This is a genomic window from Psychrobacter pocilloporae, from assembly GCF_029872915.1.
GTDB classification, from domain to species: domain Bacteria; phylum Pseudomonadota; class Gammaproteobacteria; order Pseudomonadales; family Moraxellaceae; genus Psychrobacter; species Psychrobacter pacificensis.
Genome location: NZ_PGFT01000001.1, coordinates 2,845,059 through 2,867,453 on the forward strand (window position 1 = coordinate 2,845,059; position 22,395 = coordinate 2,867,453).

Here is a 22,395-nt window from a genome sequence, read left to right on the forward strand (position 1 = left end):
TTTTTGTCTTAAGCTACTTTTACCTTAAGATAATATCATGACACCTTATTTGGTTGGAATAACATGCCAAACGTCGAATTTGTCATCGCCGTCTTTGTCACCCACCTTTGTATCATTAGCATAGAAGTATAATGGTTTACCATTCATCGCCCATTGATACTTACCATCTTCACGCTTGAACGCCGCAAACTGGCCAGAAGCTTTAGCATTGCTTGGTGCTTGGAAGATTGGCCACACAACTTGACACGCTGTGCCGCAATCTGACTTATTCATTGAATCTTTGTCATAGGTATAAAGCGTCATGTAATTGGTTGCATCAACCAACACGCCATTTTTGCTAGCAACAGGGGCAGTGTTATTATTGGTCGCTTGGACTTCGTGCGTGCCTGACATGTCATTTCCAACAACACTTTTTAGGGTCGTACAGCCTGTCAATGCTAATACGCCAGTTAGTGCAGATAACATCATGATATTTTTCATAGCAAATTCCTTGTCATTTTGATAATTGTAATAGTAAATTTTATGAGCCATTTTTATTTTATGATGTGAAAGTGATAAAAACAAAGCTTTAACTTTACTTGAGCAAAATGAATATAACACACAGTTTTTAGCGATAATGGCCATCAATATACAAACTTACAAAAGTGGCTGAATCTTACAAAATGCTTAAACACAGGCCTTTTTGGCTACAGAAAACTGACCTTATCCCCATTCTCCAGATGTTGCACTCGACCTCGCCTATTAGAAACTGCCCAAGGCCACCTCACCTCGTTGACAAAACTCATGCATCTACTTACGTATTTGTCATCATATTGTCTGTAGTTCTTCGTAAAATGAACTTATAGAAATGAAGTATTACTACACAATAGAAAATACCTCTGTTGTGGCTTATAAATAAATATTGAACTTAGCGACCTTCGCACGCATATCAATAGTTACAAGACATTTAACGATGATACCAGCATGGCCTGATGCAAATGCTACTAAGGATATAATGACGACAATGACTCAGTCTTCTAATAAAAATCACGCTCATTCTGTCAAACAAGATGATTCTTCTAAGGTGCTGTCTTATGGAGATCATCAAAACTCGCCAATCAAACGTCCTACTAAACGCGTCGGTATTTTGGGCGGCGGTACTGCAGGCTCAACGATTGCTATTCGCCTTGCCGCACTAGGGCTTGAGACTTATTTGTTTGAGAAGAAAAAATCACTCATTGATGGCCCACCAATGTGCCACTTGCATGCTGGCGGCAACTTGTACCGCGAGATACCTGATGAAGATTGTGTGGCGCTCCTCAAGCAATGTATTGACATATTACGTCTCTATCCTTATACCATCGACGTTCGTCCTACTGTATTTGCGGTGCCGACACGCGATGAAGGACTGCCTGAAGACTTGCTGCCGCGTTTGGATATTTTGACAGAAGCTTATCAAAAACTTATCGAGCAGGATGTCAACAATAAAGTACTTGGCGAACCTGAGGATTACTATCAGCTCTATAGCCATGAGCAGTTGCTTGAGTTGTCTGAGCGTGAGCAAGTTGAAGTACCAAGTACGGTTGATGAGTGGATGATACCCGTTGCCAAATACTTAGACTTAAATAAGGTAAAATTTCCACTGATTGTCGTACAAGAATATGGCTGGAATATATTTCGCTTGGCGGCTTCTGCGCAGTTGGCGCTTGAAGAATATGATCATGCCCATGTCTTTACTGACACCACAGTACAAAAAGTAGTCCCTGTGGATTGTGAAAACTGCACCAATGCCGATCACCATGTTACCAAATGGCGCATTGACTATCAGCAAGCAAACGACTCTCAAGCTGAATCTATCGAAGTCGATTATTTGGTCAATGCTTGCGGTTTTCGCACTGGTGTCATCGATGATATGGTCGGCGTAGAAGTCACGCGCATGGTCGAGTTTAAATCCTCTTATGTCACCCATTGGGGCGATGCAGGTGGACAGATACCTGAGATTATTGTGTATGGTCAACGAGGTACGCCCGAAGGCATGGCGCAGTTAACCCCCTATCCGGGTGGGTATTTTCAGATACATGGCATGAGTAAAGCCATTACCTTATTTGATGACGGTCTGGTCGCATCTAGCTCAGACAGCGCTCAGCCTAAACTACCACAGCAATACGTACACTATATCGAGGATGGCTGGGACAAAGCGCCACTACAAGCGCGTAGCCAGCAGGCGATTGAATATGTGGCTGAGTTTGTACCGACATTCAATAGTGCACGCACTGTTGGCAATGCGCTATATGGTGGGCAGCAAATTCCTGGAGAAGATGATACGTTGCGAGTGGCTGACGTAAGCTTGTATTCTAATATACGTTACGCTCGCGCCGAAAACGTCAAAGCATCTTCAACCTTGATCGCTGCTGATCAGATAGTGAATGAGCTGACGACGCTCGGATTGATACAGAACGATACGCCAATGAATCGTAGCCGCTACGCACACGAATGGTCGTACTTGATACATAACGATGGTCTGGCTGTTGATAAGGTTGCACGTGTACTCGCTGAGCAGCGTGGATTTCCAATAGCAATGGCAGATGTCAATCATAGTATTCGTGAAGCAGCACTGGATGATCTCTCACCCGCTGGTGTATAGCAAGTATTAGTCATTTCTAGCGTTTACGGTTAGCTTTATGAATATAAAACTGACTATAAAAAAGGAGCGGACAACCAATAATCGGTTATCTGCTCCTTTTTTACGTGGTTGCTTTTAATTGCTCGATTTTATAAAGCTTAGCTGTTGCTACCAGCCATTTTTTCTGTATCTACATGATCATTGATGGTCACGACGGTCTGTAGCATCTCGATTGCCTCGTTGATGGTATTGCACACCACCAAACGATCTAAATCTTGCTGCTTCATAAACCCTTGCTCGGTGGTATATTTTAGATGCTCAATCATACGGTCATAAAAACCATTGATATTGAGAATAATCATTGGTTTTTCATGTTGATACAGCTGACGCCATGTGGCGATTTCCATAATTTCTTCTAGTGTGCCCAGTCCGCCCGGCAAGGTAATAAAGGCATCAGCATACTCTGCCATAACGGTCTTACGCGTGTGCATGGTATCGGTCAAATGCAAGCGAGTCAGCTGCTCATGAGCGATTTCGTGCTTGAGCATAAAGGTTGGAATGACGCCTACCGCCTCAGCGCCGCCTTTGATGACCTCATCTGCGACCGCGCCCATAAGACCAATGCTAGCACCGCCATATACCAGTCCCATACCGTTATCTGCCAACGCACTGCCAAGCTCGCGTGCTGCCTGCTCATACACATCATTGTTGCCCAAGCGTGAACCGCAATATACGGCCACTAGCGGCATCGTTAGTGTTGATTTATCCACGGCTTTTTCTATATTGGTGATATCTTTGCTCGTGATTACATCATAAGTATCATCGTTGATTTTCATTTGCATATAGTTTCCTTAATTTATCGATCATTTTTTTATTGAGTGTTTGTTATTCGTAAAGGTCAAATACCACACGTTTCATTTATAGTGTTATGCATATCATTTATAGAATGAGTTCAACCAAGTCATACAAAACTTGAAAGTCATATTTGAGTACCTGTCTCGCTAGTATTTATCTTAACATAAGCAATGCTACCACATAGTCACAACGATTTATCACTACGCAACAACTACATTTTAAAGATGGGAATTGATGACTCATCGCAGTTTAATAATCACTATCTACTCATAAAAAACATAAAGGTATCACGATGGATAATCACAACGCTGTTTCTGCCGCAGAGTATGCAGAAAGTATTATTAACAATCCTTTGATTAGTCCTAATATTGCTGATGGCGCAACCAATATCGACACGTACTCGTTGAGCATCATGACCGATCGCAATCGAGTGTTGGCCGCGACCGTCTATCGTCCTAAAGAGGGAACGACAACAGCGATTATGATCGCGCCCGCCACAGGAATCAGACGTCATTTTTATCATAGCTTTGCTATCTATTTAGCAGAGAGCGGCTTTGGCGTACTGACTTTTGATAATGAAGGGATTGGTGAGTCGCTTTCGACCAATCTGGCAAAGTGTGATGCTTCGCTCATAAGTTGGGGGCGACACGATATGCCTGCCGTACTTGATGCGCTGCAAGATGAGTTTCCTGAGGCGTCTTACCACCTTATCGGTCATAGTGCAGGTGGCCAGCTTATCGGTTTGATGCCAAATTATCAGGCGATTACGTCCGTATTCAATGTCGCGTGCTCTTCAGGCCGTATCAAAAACATGGGCATGCCTTATAAGCTCAAAGCCATGGGATTTATGGATGCCTTTATCCCACTATCAAACTTAACCTTAGGGTACACACCATCAGACAAAATCGGCATGGGCGAGCCACTACCGCGCGGCGTGGCTCGTCAATGGCGTGAATGGTGTAATGGCGCAGGCTATATCAAGACTGCTTTTGGTAAAAGTATACACACCCATTTTTACGATGCACTCAGCATGCCAGCATTGTGGCTTGGCTTTAGTGATGATGATATTGCCAATAGCGAAAACATGGATGACATGATACGCGTATTTACGAACATGCCCGTCGAAAAGCGGTTTTTAAATCCTGAAGATTTCGGATTAAATCATATCGGTCACATGCGCTACTTTAGCAGTAAAACCAATGCTAAAGCGCCAGAGCTGTGGCAAATGGCAGTAGATTGGTTTAGTAAAGGTGAATAGCGTTGTTCATCCATCAGTATAAGAGGCCGTCGCGACTGATATCATTTATTTGTATCAATACACAAAGTCGGTAAATGCGCTTTTATTACTTAGCATTGTTTGTTTTTTCTGCTTCTATCCGCTTCTTTAGGGCAGAATACAGTGACGGCTGCATATTATGAATATTGCCTATCATCCATTTAACATAGCTGATAGGCACCTCTTTGATTGGCTTACCTTTATGCTTGCCAAATGGCATCTTGCTCACAGGCGTCGCTTTATTTGAGATAGCATGTGCCGCTGCAAAATCGGTCGGCGCAATCTCTAAACGCTCGCAGCAGGCTTGATAAAGTAGATAACACATCCGTGCATCCCCTAGCGCATCATGAGCGGCAATCGTCATCGTGCTCGCCTCGCCCTTACCCAATAATTGCTCGATACACTTAGACTGACCATAAGCGCGCCACTCTGGAAAGGCAGCACGCGCGAGTCTCACAGTACAAATCAGCTTAGCAGAAGGGCTGCCAATCACTCGCCAATCAAAGCGTACATTATGACCAATCAAATACTCTGGCAGCTCAAACTGATCCAGCTCAAAACGCTCAAGACCAGCCACGTCAGCATCAGTAATACCATGCACCTTGATGACGGCAGGGGATATAGAGCGGCCGCTATTGAAGTACTTCATCCATTCAAATCCAGTTGCCACGTTGATCGTCGCCACTTGAATGGGTCTCGGATCACGGCCTTGATCGGTTTCAGTATCGATGACAAGCGCTGTTTCAGCCATAGTAGCCGTATCTGTCATGTCAGCGGTGTTCAAAGCATCATTCATAAAAAATTAACCATCCATAGCACCATCATCGCTCAACCGAAGCGTTAAGTAGATAAAGTTATATTTGCTGTGCTTGTATTTAACCACACCTGTATTTATGGGGATAAAAGCCATAGATAACAATGCGATACATACCTTAGCAGATAGGGCTTTTATAATAGGGATTCAGACAATACCAAACAGATAAGAGACATCAATGCTAGCAGATGGAAAAAACCAACCACCGAAGCCTTCTTTTGTCAGTCGTGTACTCGGCGTACTGATTAAGGCGGTTGTATTGCTAGGGTTTTTATTTGTCTTTGATAAGCTGCTACCCAGCATTAGCGAGCAGACCCAATCGTTTGTGGTCGCCAAATGGCAGCAGATGAGCCTATTACAACAAGAACTGCCAACAGAGAACAGCTTGCCAAATCCGCTACCAGACAAGCGTCTGACCGATACGTGGGGTGCGGCACGCAGTCAAGGGCGCTCACATGAAGGCATCGATATCTTTGCAGAACGTGGCACGCCGATACAGTCAACCACGCAGGGAATTGTGAGTAAGGTTGGTGAGAATAACTTGGGTGGGCGCGTGGTCGTCGTGGTAGGGCCTGGCGGTGCTGGTCATTATTACGCGCATCTAGAAGACTATGCCGATATTGCGCCCAATGATTGGGTCAATCAAGGCGATATTATCGGTTATGTGGGTGACAGCGGTAACGCAAAAGGGACACCGCCACATGTACATTACGGTATTTATATCAATGGCAGTGCCGTCAACCCTTACCCGCTGTTGCAAAAAGACTAGGTATACTAAATTAGGCATGCTAAATAAATCCGCATGACGAGTCTAAACAATATGGGCAAGGCCTGTACTAATTTGTCGCAGCCGATCTCACATACGCGGCTGGAAATACCACACTAAATGTCGACCCCTCTCCCTCTATTGAGTCAATCTGCAACTGCGCCTCGTGCTGATGCAAAACGTGCTTCACGATAGCCAGCCCTAATCCTGTACCGCCTGTGGCACGACTACGCCCTTTATCAATACGATAAAAGCGCTCCGTCAAACGCGCAATATGCTCTGGTGCGATACCAAGTCCATCGTCCTCAACGGCAAATCGGCACCCATCCGATGTCTGCGTCCAACTGATGGTAATATTACCGCCTTTTGGCGTATATTTAATCGCATTAATGACTAAGTTGGACAAGGCGCTGATCAAGTACACCTCCGACCCATATAACCCGTCATAGGTATCTATGTGCAAATGAATGGTGTGCTTGTACGCTTGGTTATATGCCTGTGCATCATCATAGATATTGGTGAGGAGTTTGGTCATATCGACATCATTAAACTCATGCGTCTCTTCGATTTCAATCTTGGAGAGCAGTAATAAGTCATTTACGATTCGATTCATACGGGCTGTTTGCTGGGTCATCAGCTCAAAACCGCGACGCCACTGTGGCGGCATGTCTGGTTGGTGAGAGAAGTTCTCCAAATAGCCCATCATTACTGTCAGCGGCGTGCGTAGCTCATGAGAGACATTCGCCACAAAGTCTTGGCGCATTTGCTCTAAATGCTGTACGCGGGTCACATCATAAATAAACAATAGCTTCTCGTCACCAAAAGGCGTGAGCTCACACTTTAGATAACGACTGGGATCGCGCCACGATTCTATATGAATACCATCATTGGGCAGGGTGGTGTTTTGATAGTACTGGCGAAACTCGGGCACAATGATAAAGTCAAACACACTTTGGCCTTTGTCAGCTGGCTGCAGTGACAAGAGATCCTGCGCCGCCTGATTCCACCACTCTAACCCATCATCTTCATTCAGTAAGATGACCGCATCTCGCAATGCTCGCAGCGCACTTCTGATTTTCTCTAATTGCTCCGCCGCATTTTGGCTAGCGATTTGTGCTGGCGCATCTTGCTGGTCATTATTATAGTTATGGTCTTTTTTCTTTTTTGCTGGCGCTATCTTGTTCATTTCTTATCCTTACCACTATCCGCTATTTTATTTATTGTTATGGTGGCATTGTTCATACAAGATCAAGTTATCAAAAATCAACTTATATAAGATTAGCTTGGCTCAATAAGACTAGAGAACCGATAGCCTGTACCGCGCACCGTTTGTATCAATGTATCACAATCATAAGGACGCAGTAGTTTACGTAGACGCTTGATATGTACATCAATGGTTCGATCTTCGATATAAACGTTACCGCCCCAAACCTGATCGAGCAGCTGCGTTCTTGTGTAAGCGCGCTCTGGGTGACTCATAAAAAATGCCAGTAGACGATATTCTGTCGGGCCGACCTCGATGACTTTTCCTGCGGCTGTCACGCGCTGGCTTTTGGTATCGAGACTCAGCTGACCAATTTCGATAGGCTTGTCGCTACTCATCGCGCTACTACGGCGCAAGACGGCTTTGATTCTGGAAATCAGCTCGCGCGTCGAAAAAGGCTTGGTCATGTAATCATCTGCACCTGCATCTAGGCCGTGAACCTTGCTGTCTTCTTCGCTTTTGGCCGTTAGCATAATGACGGGTATCTCAGAGAGCATCTCATCGCTTTTGAGCATACGACAAAAATCAACACCGCTCTTGTCTCCGGGCAACATCCAATCTAATAATATTAATGACGGTCTATGATCGACCACTTGCTGATGCGCTTCTGATACGTCAGCCGCTTGTAGGCTATCAAACCCAGCCATTTCTAGCGTCATCACAACCATTTCACGAATCGCAGGTTCATCTTCAACAATCAAAATTTTCTCATTATACATAGGACATTCTCGGTGTTAGCGGACAAAATCTGGCATATAAAAAGGCGATAAATACTCACCAGTCTCTATCTATTAAACGGATTAATTATGACAGCCTGATGACACTCTGATGTCAGATCTCCAATAGAAAATTAAGTGGTCCATCATTGATGCTTTCAACTTGCATATCAGCGCCAAACTGACCAGTGGCTACATTCGGATACTGGGTTTTGGCATAGTCGATGAGTTGCTCGAACAGCACTTGGGCCGCATCAGGTGCCATCGCGCCATCAAAGTCAGGGCGGCGACCTTTATCCGTTTTTGCCATCAGCGTAAATTGTGACACTAATAACAATCCGCCGCCGACTTGCTGGACGTTTTTATCCAGTTTACCAAATTTGGCAGGATCGTCATCATTTTCAAAAATGCGATAGGTCAATATTTTGTCAATCATTCGCTTGGCGGCGGCGAAATCGTCATCATGACCCAACCCAATATAGGCCAATATCCCATGATCAATTTTGCCAACACAATGCTCATCGATAGTGACGCTGGCACGGCTCACTCGTTGTATCAGTGCTTTCATTTACGACCTTCTTTATTTATAAATGGCTTACAGTTTATGGTCAGACAATAATACGCTGTCCATGATAAAATATGGCCATTAACTTGCCTATGCAATAATGACATCACATCCTATTTTGGTAGCCTTATTATGAATGTATTTACCACCTTACAACAGCTGGTACCGCAGCAAAAGCTCAGTAAAGTCGCTGGACGTTTGGCCGCCAGTCGTCATCCTTATGTCAAACGCACCTTTATCCGTGGTTTTGCCAAAGCTTATAATATCAGCCTAGATGAGTATGAGCGCCAGAGCCTTAATGCTTACGAGAGTTTTAATGACTTTTTTACCCGTGAACTAAAAGAAGATGCTCGCACCATCGATACCACCGCAAACGGCATCGTTAGTCCTGCTGACGGTATCATCTCTCAGCTTGGGCAAATTAAAGATCATAAAATGCTACAAGCCAAAGGGCGTCACTATGACGTTGGCCAATTGCTGGCTGATAGCGAAGATGGCCGTTATTTTGCCGATGGTAGTTTTGCGACAATCTATCTAGCCCCTAGCAATTACCACCGTGTTCATATGCCATTTGCCGGTACGCTGACCAAGACTCGCTATGTCCCTGGTACGCTGTTTTCGGTCAACAATACCACGGCAGCTAATGTGCCGGACTTGTTTGCGCGTAATGAGCGTTTGGTCTGCATATTTGATACCAAGTATGGCAAAGCGGCCGTTGTCATGGTAGGCGCTATGATTGTCGCTGGTATCGAAACCGTCGCCACTGGCAAAATTACCCGCACGGATGATATACAAGAAGCGGATCACGATATGCAGTTTGCGGCAGGCGAAGAGCTTGGTCGTTTTTATTTAGGATCAACGGCTATCGTAGTGTTGCCAAAAGCAGCAAAAGCCGACTGGCAAGAGACCATGAAAGCCAATAGTTTTGTAAAAATGGGTCAATTACTGGGTGTCACGAAACCGTAATTTATTTCTAATATAATAAAAAATAAAAGCCCAGTGAAGCGTATATCACAATGCTCAACTGGGCTTTTTTATACCTAGCGTTTTTATAGATTTACGCGTCGATCAACCATCCTTGCTGGGTCGCATAGTCAATATTGTGTGATAGCCATTTATGAATAGGAGCAAAGCTGTCTTGAATAAACGCATGTGCACCTGCCACTTGACTACGTGTCACTCCAAGCTCACGCCACGTTTTGCCTTCAGTATTTAAGTTGAGCAAAAATGGCAGTAAGCGATCGACCACTTTAAGTAGCGCAGTCTCTTTACTACTGCCTGTCTCTTGCGCCTCCCAAATCTCACTCAAATTGCCAATCCCATTGCCGCGTTCGCCTTGCAATCTGGCGATACCCGCTCGCTCCTCAACATGTGCATCATGACGCGAGTCGGCGTACAAAAACGTATCGCCCGCATCAATCTCGCCCAAATCATGTACCAGTGCCATCTTTAGCAATTGTTCATGATTGACATCCAGCTCAAACAACTCAGCGATCGACCAGCATGCCATTGCTAAGTGCCAAGAATGTTCGGCAGAGTTTTCTCTGCGATCAGTCTCAGTCACGTAACTACGGCGATTCACGCGTTTGAGCGCATCTAGCTCTAGTAAGAAATGAGTGACGTCCTCTATATCGATAGTTACAACGGATTTTTGATCGGTCAATGACGTCAGTGTGTTTGAAGACATATTTCTCTCTGATTTTTTGATAATTTTACACATTACGGTGTGGCTAACAACAAAATAGCGCTGATGTTATCAAGCGCTATCTCTTATAAGTCATTGGGTCAAATGACTGAGCACCCTATTATATAACCATCTACTTAATCAAATTCAGAATGGTTTTGAAAGCAGGGTCTTCACTGCTACGGCACAACTCAAACAAAATGGTTTCTACTGTCGAGATTATCCCACCTGCACGGCGAATACGGCGAATGGCTTGTTTTTTGTCGTATGGAAAACGCGAACCAACGGCATCGCCAATAATGACCGGTTGCATACCATTGTCTAGCAAATCAAGCGCGGTCTGTAGCACACAGACGTGTGCCTCAACTCCGATAAGCAATACGGTACTACGGTTTTGCTGCGCTAAATGATGCCATGTGTCATTGTTATCGCAGGCACTAAAGGTGACTTTTTCAAAGCTCTTTGCATTGTCGCCCTCTAGCACATCACGAAGCTCTGGCAAGCTATCGCCCAATCCTTTTTTATACTGCTCGTTGAGCATGATGGGAATACCAAGCGCTTGCAGTCCTTTGATTATGGTCACTGTTTTTTTGACGATATTTTCGTGATCATAAATGTACGGCGTGAGGCGTTCTTGTACATCGATAATCATCGCTTGGGTGTTTTCGCGAGCAATTCGGTAAGTACGATCAGTAATCATGGTAGACATAGTACACTCCTTGTACGGCTGATATTTATTATAAAAAGCTATTTTAGAATGGTCATTATTAGAGTTGTCATCAATAACATCTTAGCTCAGCTCACCCTTATTTAGTCACAGTTTCTTGAATGCGTCAATGGAGATAATTTTCATACGTACCTGTGTGCTCTTTACTACGCCAAGCATTAACTCGCTTATTATATTCACAAAAAACCCCCAGCCATCACGGCTAGGGGTCATTATTAGAATATTTTTAATCAACAAATGTTACAAACTGGTTGCCGATTTTAAAATTAAACACGCTCGATAATAGTCGCGATACCTTGACCCAGACCGATACACATGGTTGCAAGGCCAAGCTCGGTATCTGACTGCTCCATTGCATTGAGCAATGTCACTGTGATACGAGCACCTGAACATCCTAGTGGATGACCTAGAGCAATCGCGCCACCGTTGATGTTGACGATATCTTGCTTGTCCGTCAAGTTCAACGCTTTTAAGACTGATAGGCCTTGTGCGGCAAAGGCTTCGTTTAACTCGATGGTTTGCATGTCATCGATGCTCATGCCAGCACGCTTCAAGGCTTTGTTGGTGGCTGGTACAGGACCATAACCCATAATCGCTGCGTCACAACCAGCGACAGCCATGCTACGAATACGGGCGCGCGGCTTTAGACCAAGATCTTTGGCTTTTTGTGCGCTCATGACTAGCATCGCTGACGCACCGTCAGAGAGTGCAGATGACGTCGCAGCAGTCACTGTACCGCCTTTAGGGTCAAAGGCTGGGCGCAGTTTTTGCATTTGCTCCATGGTTGCATCAGGGCGAATCACTTCATCCACGGTACATAGTTGCAAGCGACCATCTGCATCATGACCTTCGATGCCGATGATTTCATTATCAAAACGGCCTTCAGTGGTCGCAGCCCATGCACGGCGATGCGATTCAAGACCAAAAGCATCTTGCTCTTCACGCGTAATGCCATTCATACGGCCTAGCATCTCAGCGGTCAAGCCCATCATATTTGAGGCTTTTGCATAGTGCTTAGAAGCGGCAGGGTTTAGATCAATACCATGCATCATGCCGACGTGACCCATGTGCTCAACACCGCCAATGATAAACACATCACCTTGGTTGGTCATGATTTGTGCAGCTGCGGTATGTAGTGCCTGCATAGATGAGCCGCACAGACGGTTAACCGTTTGTCCACCAGCAGTCTTTGGAATACCTGCCAATAGGCCAATATTACGACCGATGTTCATGCCCTGCTCTAAGGTCTGGTTGACACAGCCCCAAATAATATCTTCGATGTCATTGGTATCGAAGTCGTTACGTTCTACTAGCGCGCGTACCAGTTCAGCGGATATGGTATCCGCACGTACATGGCGGAACATACCGTTTTTAGATCTTCCCATCGCCGAGCGTACGCCATCTACGATGACCACATCTTTTGGACTTAAAGTTGTCATACTATCTTCCTTTTCAATTTTTATTGTCAGTGTTGTCGATTTAATCGGGCTCTATAGCCATCTATCACGCGATCCGTACATCAGTACGATAACTATCTAGATGTTTTCGCGCTGGATATTATCGCGGCAGGCCAGACCTGATAAAACCGACCAAAACGGTGCGTCTGCTATTTTTTTATCACCGATAGCGACGTCAGCAAACGCACCCCACTTATCCTAATACGGTATGTTCGTTACGCTGTGGCGTAAAAAGTCTCGCCAGCGGCTGCCATATCGCGAATCTTCTGCGGCGCTTCATAAGCTTTGCCAAGGTGTGCGTATTTTTCGCATAGTGCCAAGTAGTTATCGAGACCCATTTGGTCGATATAACGACAAGGACCACCGCGGAATGGCGGGAAACCGACGCCCATAATCATCGCCATGTCAGCCTCGGCAGGCGTGCTGACGATGTTGTCTTCTAGGCAGCGAACCGTTTCGTTGCAGAAAGCCAGCATAGTGCGGTCGATGATGGTTTGATCATCAAACTCTTTTTTGTCGCTATCTGTCGTGGTTTTAAGTAGCTCATAAGTGGCGTCGTCAGCGACTTTCTTTGGCTTACCGCGCTTGTCAGTTTCATATTTATAGAAACCTACGCCGTTTTTCTGACCGAGACGCTCATTCTCATATAGATGCTGAATCGCCCCTTTATAGTCTGGTTTCATGCGGTCAGGGAAACCATCCGCCATCACTTCTGCGCCATGTACACCTGTATCTAGACCGACCACGTCGATTAGGTATGCAGGGCCCATTGGCCAGCCGAATTTTTCCATGACTTTATCAACATGAGCAAAGTCAGCACCTTGCTTGAGCAATAAATCAAACGCGCCAAAGTATGGGAACAAGACACGGTTGACCAAGAAACCTGGGCAGTCGTTGACCACAACTGGCACTTTACCCATTTTTGAGGCGAGTGCTACGGTAGTCGCGATGGCTTCTTCAGAAGATTTTTCACCGCGAATCACTTCAACGAGTGGCATGCGATGTACTGGGTTGAAGAAATGCATACCGACGAAGTTTTCTGGGCGCTCAAGCACTTCTGCTAAATGCGTAATAGAGATCGTTGAAGTATTCGAAGCCAAAATCGCGTCTTCTTTGACTAAGCCTTCGACTTCTTTGAGTACCGCGTGCTTCACTTTTGGATTTTCTACGACCGCTTCGATGACGATATCAGTCTCGCTAAAGTCGCCATAGTTCAAAGTAGGACGGATGCGGCTTAAGGTTTCACCCATTTTCGCTGGGGTCATCTTCTTACGTTCAACCATTTTACCAAGCAGTTTGCTGGCTTCACCCATACCAAGATCTAATTGCTCAGACTTGATATCTTTCATGATAATTGGCAAGCCTTTGCTGGCCGCTTGATACGCGATACCGCCACCCATGATACCAGCGCCTAGCACAGCGGCTTCATTGATATCATGTGCAAGCTTGCTGTGTTTTTTGGCCAGTTTTTTGACTAGCTGATCGTTTAAGAATAGACCAACCAAGCTCTCTGCTTGCGGGGTTTTGGCCGCTTTGGCAAAGCCAGCAGCTTCAACTTCAATCGCTTTGTCACGTGGTAGGTTGACGTGCTTTTCAATCGCTTCAATAGCAAGAGCTGGTGCTGGGTACTGCTTAGGATTGGCTTTAGCGAAAATAGCACCTTTGGCACTATTAAATGCCATGGCTTGCTCAAGCTGGTTTAGCTTAACAGGAGCCAGTTTTTCTTCACGTTTTGCTTGCCAATCAAGCTCACCTGAGATACATTTTTTGACCAAATCAATGGCTGCATCTTGCAAGTCGTCAGCTGGTACGGTTGCATCAACCAAGCCGAGTTTTAGCGCATCAAGTGGTTTTTTTGGTGTGCCAGTGGCGATAAGCTCAAGCGCGTTATCGATACCAATGATACGCGTACTACGAACCGTACCACCGAAGCCTGGGAAGATACCTAGCTGAGTTTCTGGTAGACCGATAATCGCTTTGTCACTCATGACGCGGTATTCACAAACCAAGGTCATCTCACAGCCGCCGCCCATTGCCGCGCCATTGATGGCAGCCACTTTCGGGAATGGCAAATCTTCAAAACGATTGAAAGCGTCATTGATATGAACGACCCAATCTTTGATCTCGCTTTCTGATTTTTTGAAAGAAGCCACAAACTCTGTGATATCAGCCCCAGCGATAAACACGCCTTTGCCTGAAGTGACGATAAGACCTTTGACGTCGTCCGCTTTTTCTAAAGCAGTCACGGCTTCACCAAACTGTTTGTTGGTTTCGGCATCAAATTTGTTCACGCTCTCATTTTCGGCGTTGTAGTGCATGTTGGCGATGCCATCTTCTAGCATTGTCACCGTGATGCGATTTCCTTGGTATACCATTTGAAACTCCTTTCTATATAACGAAAGCTACGTTTTGAATTAAAATAAATAGCCAGTTACTGTTAGTAAAATGGGTAATAGCACTGTGCGCCGCCTTCAAGACAAACATCGTCATGACGACAAACCACTAGCGGGCGCACAGTGAAGGTGTCTTTATTATCCAGCGCTCATGATTTGATACTTATTTTGACGTCTCTTGTACCCCATTACACGGCGCTTCATTTATATGTTGCAAATACCGCTATTAAAATACTGACTGAGACATGGTCTAACACTGACAATTGCTGAATTAATACGCTCAGTAAAAACCCATTACAGTCAATATCAGACCATTTTCACGTCAATTAGTGTAGGGGATTATGCCCCCAACTGTCACAAGCTAATGCCATACTCGCAAGTCACTCTTAAATCACCTGTAGGCATTTACCTTATGCGCAAAGTGTCTTAGTGAATACTTGTATACTGAGTTGCTATTTTGAATGTATTCGGTCTTGCTCGTCTTTACGGTCTACCACCTCAAGGGTGATAAACCGTTGGTGTAGCCCAATTAATATAATTTACTTAGCTTGCGCTTTTATCAAAACATATTCAACCAGCAAGTGACATCAGCGATGCGTAACCAAGACTTGTTGTAAGATTACGATTGTATTGCCTCGTTTTTGGATAAATCAGAGCTATAAAATGCAAAAAACAAACGATTGATACCGTGTCTCACACGAGCAATATGGCCTATCATGCTACACTAATACCGTTTGTACCTTATCCTTAATAAGTTTTCATTGTATCCCTGATAAATGGTTGGATTATGACGGTTTCCCTTACTTCTAGCGCTATCTCTTCTGGCTTTGCCCCTTTTAACGCTGTCTCTTTTCAAAGCACTGAGCAATTTCATGGTGCTGTGCGCGCGCAACTGGCAAAAGATATTGAGGTCTTGTTTGCTTATGCCAAGCTGCCTAGTCCACTGGTAGACGCCTGTCGTTATGTCATGACGGGACAAGGTAAATTGGTGCGCCCATTGATGGTTGCCAGTGCTTTTGCCAGTATTAATAGCGGTGATAGTGAACGTAAAGACGAGCGCAATGACGACATCGACATGCTCAATTCTGATCTGGACTCATTGCTAGAAAACGACTCAGACTATGATATGTCGCGCCGTGCTGCATTGGCCGTAGAGCTACTACATACCTATTCGTTGGTGCATGATGATTTGCCATGTATGGATGATGACGAGCTGCGCCGTGGGCAACCGACTGCTCATATTGCCTTTGATGAAGCGACGGCACTGCTGGCAGGCGATGTATTGCAGACGCTCGCGTTTGAAGTATTGACCGCGGAAATGCCAACCTTTGCGCCATTCGATGCGCATATTGCAAGTCAGCTATTGGCCATATTTGCCCCGCGCGCTAGACGCATGGTGTCAGGTCAAATGCTGGATCTCAATGCCGAAGCCAGTACTGATATTGTGCAAAACGATTTAGAAGCCATCCATCGTGACAAGACAGGCGCACTGATTGAAGCGGCGATGCTCATGGGCGGCGTCTGTGCTGGCGCAACGGCTCCACAGCGTATGGCATTGCAAGAGTGCGCCCAACATATCGGTCTTGCCTTTCAAGTTCAAGACGATGTATTGGACGTCACGATGACGACTGATACGCTTGGTAAGCCTGCGGGTAGCGATGAAAAATTGGACAAATCTACCTATGTAAAACTGATGGGCGTCGATGACGCGACCAGCTATGCGCAATCGCTATTTGATGATGGGCGCGCGGCTATCAGCCGTGAACTTAGCAATAATCAAGACAACACTGTCAAAAACAATGATGCGCTACTGGCATTGATTGAATGGCTGTGGTCACGTAAGAAATAGCTAGTGAATAGCCGCTGAATAAAAACAGCTCAGAAAGTTTTATCACCTCAACCGGCAGTGAGTGGTCAACATGGACAGTAACCCTACCCCGCGCATTTACCTCGGCACTGGTGGCTATAGCGACACGGATTTGCTCGGCACGCTGTACCCACAAGGCACCAAAAAGACCGACTTTTTACGTGAATACGCCAAACAATACGGTGCAGTCGAAATAAACAGCACATTCTATGCGCCCATCGGGCAAAAAGCCTTTACCGGTATGATTGATAAGGCCTACGTACAAGCCGATAGCGAGTTGAAGTTTGCCGTCAAGCTGCACCAAGATTTTACTCATGCACGTAAAGGCACTGCCGCACACGCACAGGCTTTTCTTAACGCCTTGTCGCCACTTATTGAAACAGATGCTTTAGCGCCGTTACTGCTCCAGTTCCCACATGGCTTTGATCGTACTCGTGAGCATCGGCTATATCTAGCCAATCTAGTCAGTTGGTTTGGCGATTATCCGCTAGCAGTCGAGTTTCGTCATAACGGCTGGCACACGCCGCAAGTGGTGGATAGCTTTCGCGAACAAGGGCTGATTTGGTGCAGTGTCGATTATCCCAAAGTCAGCGGGCTGCCGCCCTCGCGCCTGATATTTACCGAACGTACGGGATATCTGCGAATGCATGGCAATAATTTGAGCTGGTGGGATGCGATGAGCGCGGCTGATCGTCATGACTACCGCTATAGTGAGGCGGAGATGCAGGGCTGGGCGCAAGCGATTGCCAATCAGCGTCAGCATTTTGATGTGCTATATATCTTTTTTCAAAATACGGTGAAGGCGCACGCGTACTATAATATTGCGATGCTGCGAGAAGCGTTGGGTAATTTTGGGTTTGAGGTTTTGTAGGATTAAGTTTAAATAATAATCTTAACTATATTTGTAGGCTGGGTTTTTAACCCAGCATTTTATCTTTGCAAAGTTTCAAAGCTAGGTTAAAAAACCAAATTACGTCTACTAAATATTATCAACTGGTATCAATTATGAAACATCGTTTTGTACTTACCCTAGTCTTATTATCTTGCTTTCAATTGGGTTGTGTCAGTACAACAAAAAGTATAGATATAAATAAAAATAATATGGAACAAAAAGACGTTATTGTAGAGCCAGCCAAAGTTGTTATAGAAGAAAAAAAAGCTCGTAAAAGACCGACTGATCTTTTTACTCATTATCCATCTGAGTCACAGATGGTGGCTATTATCTATGGCGAGTTTGTACTTAAAAATAATTGTCTATTGCTTGAGCTTACTGGACAAGATGCTTTTATAACCCCTGTCTTTCCTCAAGGCAAAGCCACTTTTTTAATAGAGGAAAATGCTGTTATGCTAGGAGATATTAAAGTGCCATTGGATGTACAAGTAGGCACAGGCGGCGGCGCTTTACCTAAAAATAACGTGGTTTATGCTACTAAAGGTGATGCGTCATGCCTAACAGATAGAGTGTTTATAACAGATGCTGATGTGATTGCTATTGAAGAGGACACAACAATTAAATAAGGTCTATATTCATTAGCGGCTCCCAAACTGTCCATTAAAACCAAAAAAAGGACGCCTCTCAGCGTCCTTTTTTATTAATCGAAACTTAAGCGTCAAGATTACTCTTCAACGCCTGCGTCTTGACCTTTATATTTTGCGTTTGCGTAGTCCCAGTTCACGAGCTTGTCTAGGAAGGTATCTACGTAGTCAGGACGACGGTTACGGTAATCTACATAGTACGCATGTTCCCATACATCACAAGTCAATACAGCGACTTGGTCGTGTGCCAATGGGGTATCAGCGTTAGCAGTTTTGGCGATTGATAGTTTGCCACCCACTTTATCAGCGACTAGCCATGCCCAACCTGAACCGAACTGAGTCAATGCTGCGTTTTTGAACTCTTCGCGGAACTTGTCATAGCTACCGAAATCTTCTTCGATTTTTGCTTTTAGATCGCCAGTAGGTTCGCCGCCGCCGTTGGTTGGCGTCATGCAGTTCCAGTAGAACGTGTGGTTCCAAACCTGAGCGGCTTGGTTGAACATACCTTGCTTGCTGTCATCTTTGGCAGTTGCTTTGATGATTTCTGGTAAGGTTTTGTCTTCTAAACCAGAACCTGGTAGTAGCTCATTTAACTTGTTTACGTAAGCAGCATGATGCTTGTCATGATGATATTCTAGCGTCTCGGCACTGATATGTGGCTCTAGCGCGTCTTTTGCATATGGGAGATCTGGTAAAGTAATATTTGACATAATTATTTTATCCTTGCTTATTTGGCCACTCATACTACTGTCTCTCTAAATACAGACATACCTAAAATAGATACGCCTTAAGAATAGAAACACTTGGTATCGAGCTAAATTGGCTGAGTTTGTTGTTTGAAGTGAATGTTATCGCTTAATACACGTGATTGCTTAACACTGTATCACGTATTATTATGAATCCAAAATTAACCTAGCTGTTATTGTTCGTCCAAAAGCCAAGTGTTTGACTCTATAGACTTTTATTAACTTAATATTCACAAGCTATAAGATATATTTCACTGTAGCTTGGTCACTATTATAACAACAGCCCCTAATAATATCAGTTACCAAATGTTATAGCTCGTATATTCTGCATCGTCACTAGTTATTTATTCAACGATGACCTTTTACCTCGTCAAACCCTATGTCATCAGTACTAACATCGTTATCTAGGTCGATCTATATAGCATCTATAAAAATACCAAAAGTTAAAGCTCGGCTAATTCATTCATATTTTTTATATAACGGAACGACCCTATGAGCACTACCGATACCGTACAACTTGTTCCCCAATCAACCTCTGATAACCAGTGGGTGCTCGCCAGTAATAATAAAGGCAAATTGGCTGAGTTTAAACGGCTATTTGCCGAAGCGAACTTGGACGTGACGATTGTCCCGCAAGGTCAGCTCGATATCGACGATGCGATAGAAGATGGGCTCAGCTTTGTCGAAAACGCCATTATCAAAGCACGCCATGCTAGCCGTATCAGCGGCTTGCCTGCGATTGCTGATGACTCAGGACTGTGCGTGCCTGTACTCGGTAATGCCCCCGGCATCTACTCGGCGCGCTATGCTGGCGAGCATGGCAATGATAGTAAAAACAACGCCAAGCTCATTGCTGACTTGCAGCCATTACGCACGACCCAGCCTGACACACCGATTGAGGGTATGTTCGTTTGCGTGCTGGCTATGGTGCGTCATGCAGATGACCCATTACCGATTATCGCTCAAGGCTTATGGCACGGTGAGATCTTAGACGCACCGCATGGCGACGGCGGTTTTGGCTATGATCCATTGTTTTGGTTACCTAATCTACAAGCCAGTGCGGCAAGCCTAAGCGCGGCTGATAAAAATCGTCTCAGTCATCGGGGGCAGGCTATTCAGCAATTATTGGCACAACTGCCTTTATAGGTTCTCTTATAAAAACTTTATAGGTTCTCTTGTAAAATAAGTGCGCTTGTCATCGAAAAAAACCTTAGAAACCCTGCCGTCAAAGAGATAATTTTTACTTTAATAAGCAGATAGATTATACTGTTCTACTTTTAAAATTTTGTTGAAGGCCGTTATTTGCCTGTATAATTCACCAAAAAGCGTTATTATGCGGTGCATTAACGGTTTATAACTGATATTTGGTAACCCTGACAACTTCGACAGTGTCACCCTTTAGTATCAGCGGCGATTGCTACTGGTGCTGATTTTGAAGTGGCGGGCTTATCATTATCCCCTATTTATTCCAGCGGCAACCGTCGTACACGCCCGTAATTTGAGGCACGGTTTGTCTATTACCATTTAACCCTAAGTACTATCTCAGCAATCAAACGTACTACTTAATCCTAAAGGTGTAATGAACATGGCTACAGATTTGCAAGTCACAACCAACAAGCTATCTAATAAAGAGACTCAGCTCACGGTTAAAGTACCCGTTGAAAAAATCCAAAACAAAGTAGAAGGCCGCATCAGCCAAGTGGCGAAAACCGCCAAAATCGACGGTTTCCGTAAAGGCAAAGTGCCAATGTCGCACATCCGCTCACAGTACGGTGCGGGCATCCAGCAAGAAGTGATCAACGATGTGATCCGTGATACGGTCTTTGAAGCGATCAAATCTGAAGACATCCGCGCGGTTGGCATGCCAAACATCGACGACGTCAAACTTGAAGACGATTTCTTGGTATATCAAGCCACCGTTGAGATCTTCCCAGAAATCGACGTACAAGGTATCGATGAAATCGAAGTTGAGCGTCACACGGCAACCGTCAGCGATGAAGACGTCGACACCATGATCGAAAACCTACAAAAGCAGCGTCAAGAGTACGTTGAGAAAAAAGGTAAAGCGACTAAAGATACTCAGGTCACTTTCGACTTTGAAGGTTCAATCGACGGCGAGAAGTTTGAAGGCGGTAGCGCTGAAGACTTCAAACTAGTCATCGGTAGCGGCCAGATGATTCCAGGCTTTGAAGACGGTATCAAAGGCATGAAAGCTGGCGAAGAAAAAGTTATCGATGTGACTTTCCCAGAAGATTATCAAGCAGAAAACCTAGCAGGTAAAGAAGCTCAGTTCAAAATCAACGTAAAATTGGTTGAAAAACCTAAGTTACCTGAGATCGATGAAGAGTTCCTTGAGCTATTTGGCGTGACCGAAGGCGGCGTAGACAAACTAAAAGAAGACGTACGCAAAAACATGGAACGCGAAATCAAGAACGCCGCGCGTAGCCAAGTGAAGCAAGCGACTTTTGATGCATTGCTAGAAAAGAACGAGTTTGACGTACCAAGCGCCATGCTAGAGCAAGAAATCGAGCGTCAACGCAACATGATGATGCAACGTTTTTCTCAGCAGTTTGGTGCGAGCGCTGATAGCTTCGATAAAGACATGCTGCCAAATGAGCTCTTTGAAGAGCAAGCGCTACGTGCAGCCCGTCTTGGTATCATCGTTGCCCGTGTTATCGACACCGAAGGTCTAGAAGTGGATCAAGAGCGTGTTGAAACCTTCATCAAAGAAGCGGCTGAAAACTACGAAGATCCAGCGGAAGTGATCGAGTACTACACCAATGACAAGCAGCAACGCGCTAACATTGAGTCTGTGGTACTAGAAGACCAAGTAGTAGATTACTTGATCAGCCAAGGCAAAGTGACTGACAAAGAAGTCAGCTACCAAGATTTGCTAGCGGCTCAGCAACAACAGCAGCAAGGTATGTAATCTAGACTGAGCGCTGTATGGTGTTAAACCATAACACCATACAGCACGCTTGTTCTACATATCAAAAAATACGGCCCCGATCATCGATCGGGGCCGTATTTTTTTGTGCACGCTCAATGGCTTTTTCGATTAACCAATCGCTAGCATGGTCGTTACGCAAGACGTATCAGCTAAAACTACGCTCAAAGTCTTGCAATA

The 22,395-nt window shown here is 44.9% G+C and carries 20 protein-coding genes; 9 read left to right on the forward strand and 11 right to left on the reverse strand.

Annotation, left to right across the window (positions count from 1 at the left end; translation table 11 throughout):
* Nucleotides 1-45 precede the first annotated feature (45 nt).
* Complete coding sequence (locus CUR83_RS12150) at nt 46-480, reverse strand: COG4315 family predicted lipoprotein (protein WP_071002899.1); 435 nt, start codon at nt 478-480, stop codon at nt 46-48.
* A gap of 523 nt (nt 481-1,003) precedes the next feature.
* Between CUR83_RS12150 and CUR83_RS12155 the strand changes: the two genes are divergently transcribed.
* Nucleotides 1,004-2,623, forward strand: a complete 1,620-nt coding sequence (locus CUR83_RS12155; RefSeq protein WP_284719736.1) for an FAD-dependent oxidoreductase — start codon at nt 1,004-1,006, stop codon at nt 2,621-2,623.
* Between the two features lie 137 nt (nt 2,624-2,760).
* Here the strand turns inward: CUR83_RS12155 and CUR83_RS12160 are convergent, their stop codons facing one another.
* Nucleotides 2,761-3,444 carry an LOG family protein gene (locus CUR83_RS12160; protein WP_075107332.1) on the reverse strand — a complete coding sequence of 228 codons (684 nt, stop codon included), beginning with the start codon at nt 3,442-3,444 and terminating at the stop codon, nt 2,761-2,763.
* Between the two features lie 305 nt (nt 3,445-3,749).
* Here CUR83_RS12160 and CUR83_RS12165 point away from each other — a divergent pair, with 305 nt between their 5' ends.
* Nucleotides 3,750-4,715, forward strand: coding sequence for an alpha/beta hydrolase family protein (locus CUR83_RS12165; RefSeq protein ID WP_186473539.1), 966 nt, complete (start codon nt 3,750-3,752; stop codon nt 4,713-4,715).
* Nucleotides 4,716-4,800: 85 nt separating this feature from the next.
* Here the strand turns inward: CUR83_RS12165 and CUR83_RS12170 are convergent, their stop codons facing one another.
* Entirely contained in the window at nt 4,801-5,529 is a 729-nt protein-coding gene (locus tag CUR83_RS12170) for a putative quorum-sensing-regulated virulence factor (RefSeq protein WP_227511617.1), read from the reverse strand.
* 196 nt (nt 5,530-5,725) lie between these two features.
* On the opposite strand from CUR83_RS12170, the gene CUR83_RS12175 reads away from it, so the two are divergent.
* Nucleotides 5,726-6,316, forward strand: a complete 591-nt coding sequence (locus CUR83_RS12175; protein WP_093070392.1) for a M23 family metallopeptidase — start codon at nt 5,726-5,728, stop codon at nt 6,314-6,316.
* A 67-nt stretch (nt 6,317-6,383) separates the two neighbouring features.
* Here CUR83_RS12175 and phoR read toward each other — a convergent pair whose 3' ends face one another.
* The 3 genes from phoR to dtd all read right to left on the reverse strand — a co-directional run bounded on the left by phoR (nt 6,384) and on the right by dtd (nt 8,861).
* Nucleotides 6,384-7,499 (reverse strand): phosphate regulon sensor histidine kinase PhoR, encoded by a 1,116-nt coding sequence (gene phoR, locus CUR83_RS12180; RefSeq protein WP_093070394.1) that lies wholly within the window; start codon nt 7,497-7,499, stop codon nt 6,384-6,386.
* A gap of 92 nt (nt 7,500-7,591) precedes the next feature.
* Complete coding sequence (phoB, locus tag CUR83_RS12185) at nt 7,592-8,296, reverse strand: phosphate regulon transcriptional regulator PhoB (RefSeq protein WP_058025125.1); 705 nt, start codon at nt 8,294-8,296, stop codon at nt 7,592-7,594.
* Nucleotides 8,297-8,408: 112 nt separating this feature from the next.
* On the reverse strand, nt 8,409-8,861 hold the full coding sequence (gene dtd, locus CUR83_RS12190) for a D-aminoacyl-tRNA deacylase (protein WP_212564129.1): 453 nt from the start codon (nt 8,859-8,861) through the stop codon (nt 8,409-8,411).
* A gap of 129 nt (nt 8,862-8,990) precedes the next feature.
* On the opposite strand from dtd, the gene asd reads away from it, so the two are divergent.
* Nucleotides 8,991-9,824 carry an archaetidylserine decarboxylase gene (asd, locus tag CUR83_RS12195; RefSeq protein WP_212564128.1) on the forward strand — a complete coding sequence of 278 codons (834 nt, stop codon included), beginning with the start codon at nt 8,991-8,993 and terminating at the stop codon, nt 9,822-9,824.
* 91 nt (nt 9,825-9,915) lie between these two features.
* On the opposite strand, the gene CUR83_RS12200 is transcribed toward asd, so the two are convergent.
* The 4 genes from CUR83_RS12200 to fadB form a co-directional block, all read right to left on the reverse strand.
* The gene (locus CUR83_RS12200) at nt 9,916-10,545 is read right to left on the reverse strand and encodes an HD domain-containing protein (protein WP_277077261.1); all 630 of its coding nucleotides are present in this window, start codon (nt 10,543-10,545) and stop codon (nt 9,916-9,918) included.
* 130 nt (nt 10,546-10,675) lie between these two features.
* The gene (locus tag CUR83_RS12205; protein WP_058025121.1) at nt 10,676-11,251 is read right to left on the reverse strand and encodes an isochorismatase family protein; all 576 of its coding nucleotides are present in this window, start codon (nt 11,249-11,251) and stop codon (nt 10,676-10,678) included.
* A gap of 284 nt (nt 11,252-11,535) precedes the next feature.
* Nucleotides 11,536-12,708: an acetyl-CoA C-acyltransferase FadA gene (gene fadA / locus CUR83_RS12210; RefSeq protein WP_071002892.1), complete on the reverse strand. Its 1,173-nt coding sequence runs from the start codon at nt 12,706-12,708 to the stop codon at nt 11,536-11,538.
* Nucleotides 12,709-12,941: 233 nt separating this feature from the next.
* Nucleotides 12,942-15,101 (reverse strand): fatty acid oxidation complex subunit alpha FadB, encoded by a 2,160-nt coding sequence (gene fadB / locus CUR83_RS12215; protein WP_071002891.1) that lies wholly within the window; start codon nt 15,099-15,101, stop codon nt 12,942-12,944.
* 805 nt (nt 15,102-15,906) lie between these two features.
* Here fadB and CUR83_RS12220 point away from each other — a divergent pair.
* From CUR83_RS12220 to CUR83_RS12230, 3 genes are all read left to right on the forward strand, one after another.
* Nucleotides 15,907-16,968, forward strand: coding sequence for a polyprenyl synthetase family protein (locus CUR83_RS12220; RefSeq protein WP_284719737.1), 1,062 nt, complete (start codon nt 15,907-15,909; stop codon nt 16,966-16,968).
* A 70-nt stretch (nt 16,969-17,038) separates the two neighbouring features.
* Complete coding sequence (locus CUR83_RS12225) at nt 17,039-17,857, forward strand: DUF72 domain-containing protein (protein WP_284719738.1); 819 nt, start codon at nt 17,039-17,041, stop codon at nt 17,855-17,857.
* A 134-nt stretch (nt 17,858-17,991) separates the two neighbouring features.
* Nucleotides 17,992-18,504 (forward strand): hypothetical protein, encoded by a 513-nt coding sequence (locus tag CUR83_RS12230; RefSeq protein ID WP_071002888.1) that lies wholly within the window; start codon nt 17,992-17,994, stop codon nt 18,502-18,504.
* 98 nt (nt 18,505-18,602) lie between these two features.
* On the opposite strand, the gene CUR83_RS12235 is transcribed toward CUR83_RS12230, so the two are convergent.
* Nucleotides 18,603-19,232: a superoxide dismutase gene (locus tag CUR83_RS12235; protein ID WP_075107319.1), complete on the reverse strand. Its 630-nt coding sequence runs from the start codon at nt 19,230-19,232 to the stop codon at nt 18,603-18,605.
* 528 nt (nt 19,233-19,760) lie between these two features.
* Between CUR83_RS12235 and rdgB the strand changes: the two genes are divergently transcribed.
* Nucleotides 19,761-20,414, forward strand: coding sequence for an RdgB/HAM1 family non-canonical purine NTP pyrophosphatase (gene rdgB / locus CUR83_RS12240; RefSeq protein ID WP_284719739.1), 654 nt, complete (start codon nt 19,761-19,763; stop codon nt 20,412-20,414).
* 439 nt (nt 20,415-20,853) lie between these two features.
* Nucleotides 20,854-22,197: a trigger factor gene (gene tig, locus CUR83_RS12245; RefSeq protein ID WP_093070414.1), complete on the forward strand. Its 1,344-nt coding sequence runs from the start codon at nt 20,854-20,856 to the stop codon at nt 22,195-22,197.
* Nucleotides 22,198-22,395: the final 198 nt, after the last annotated feature.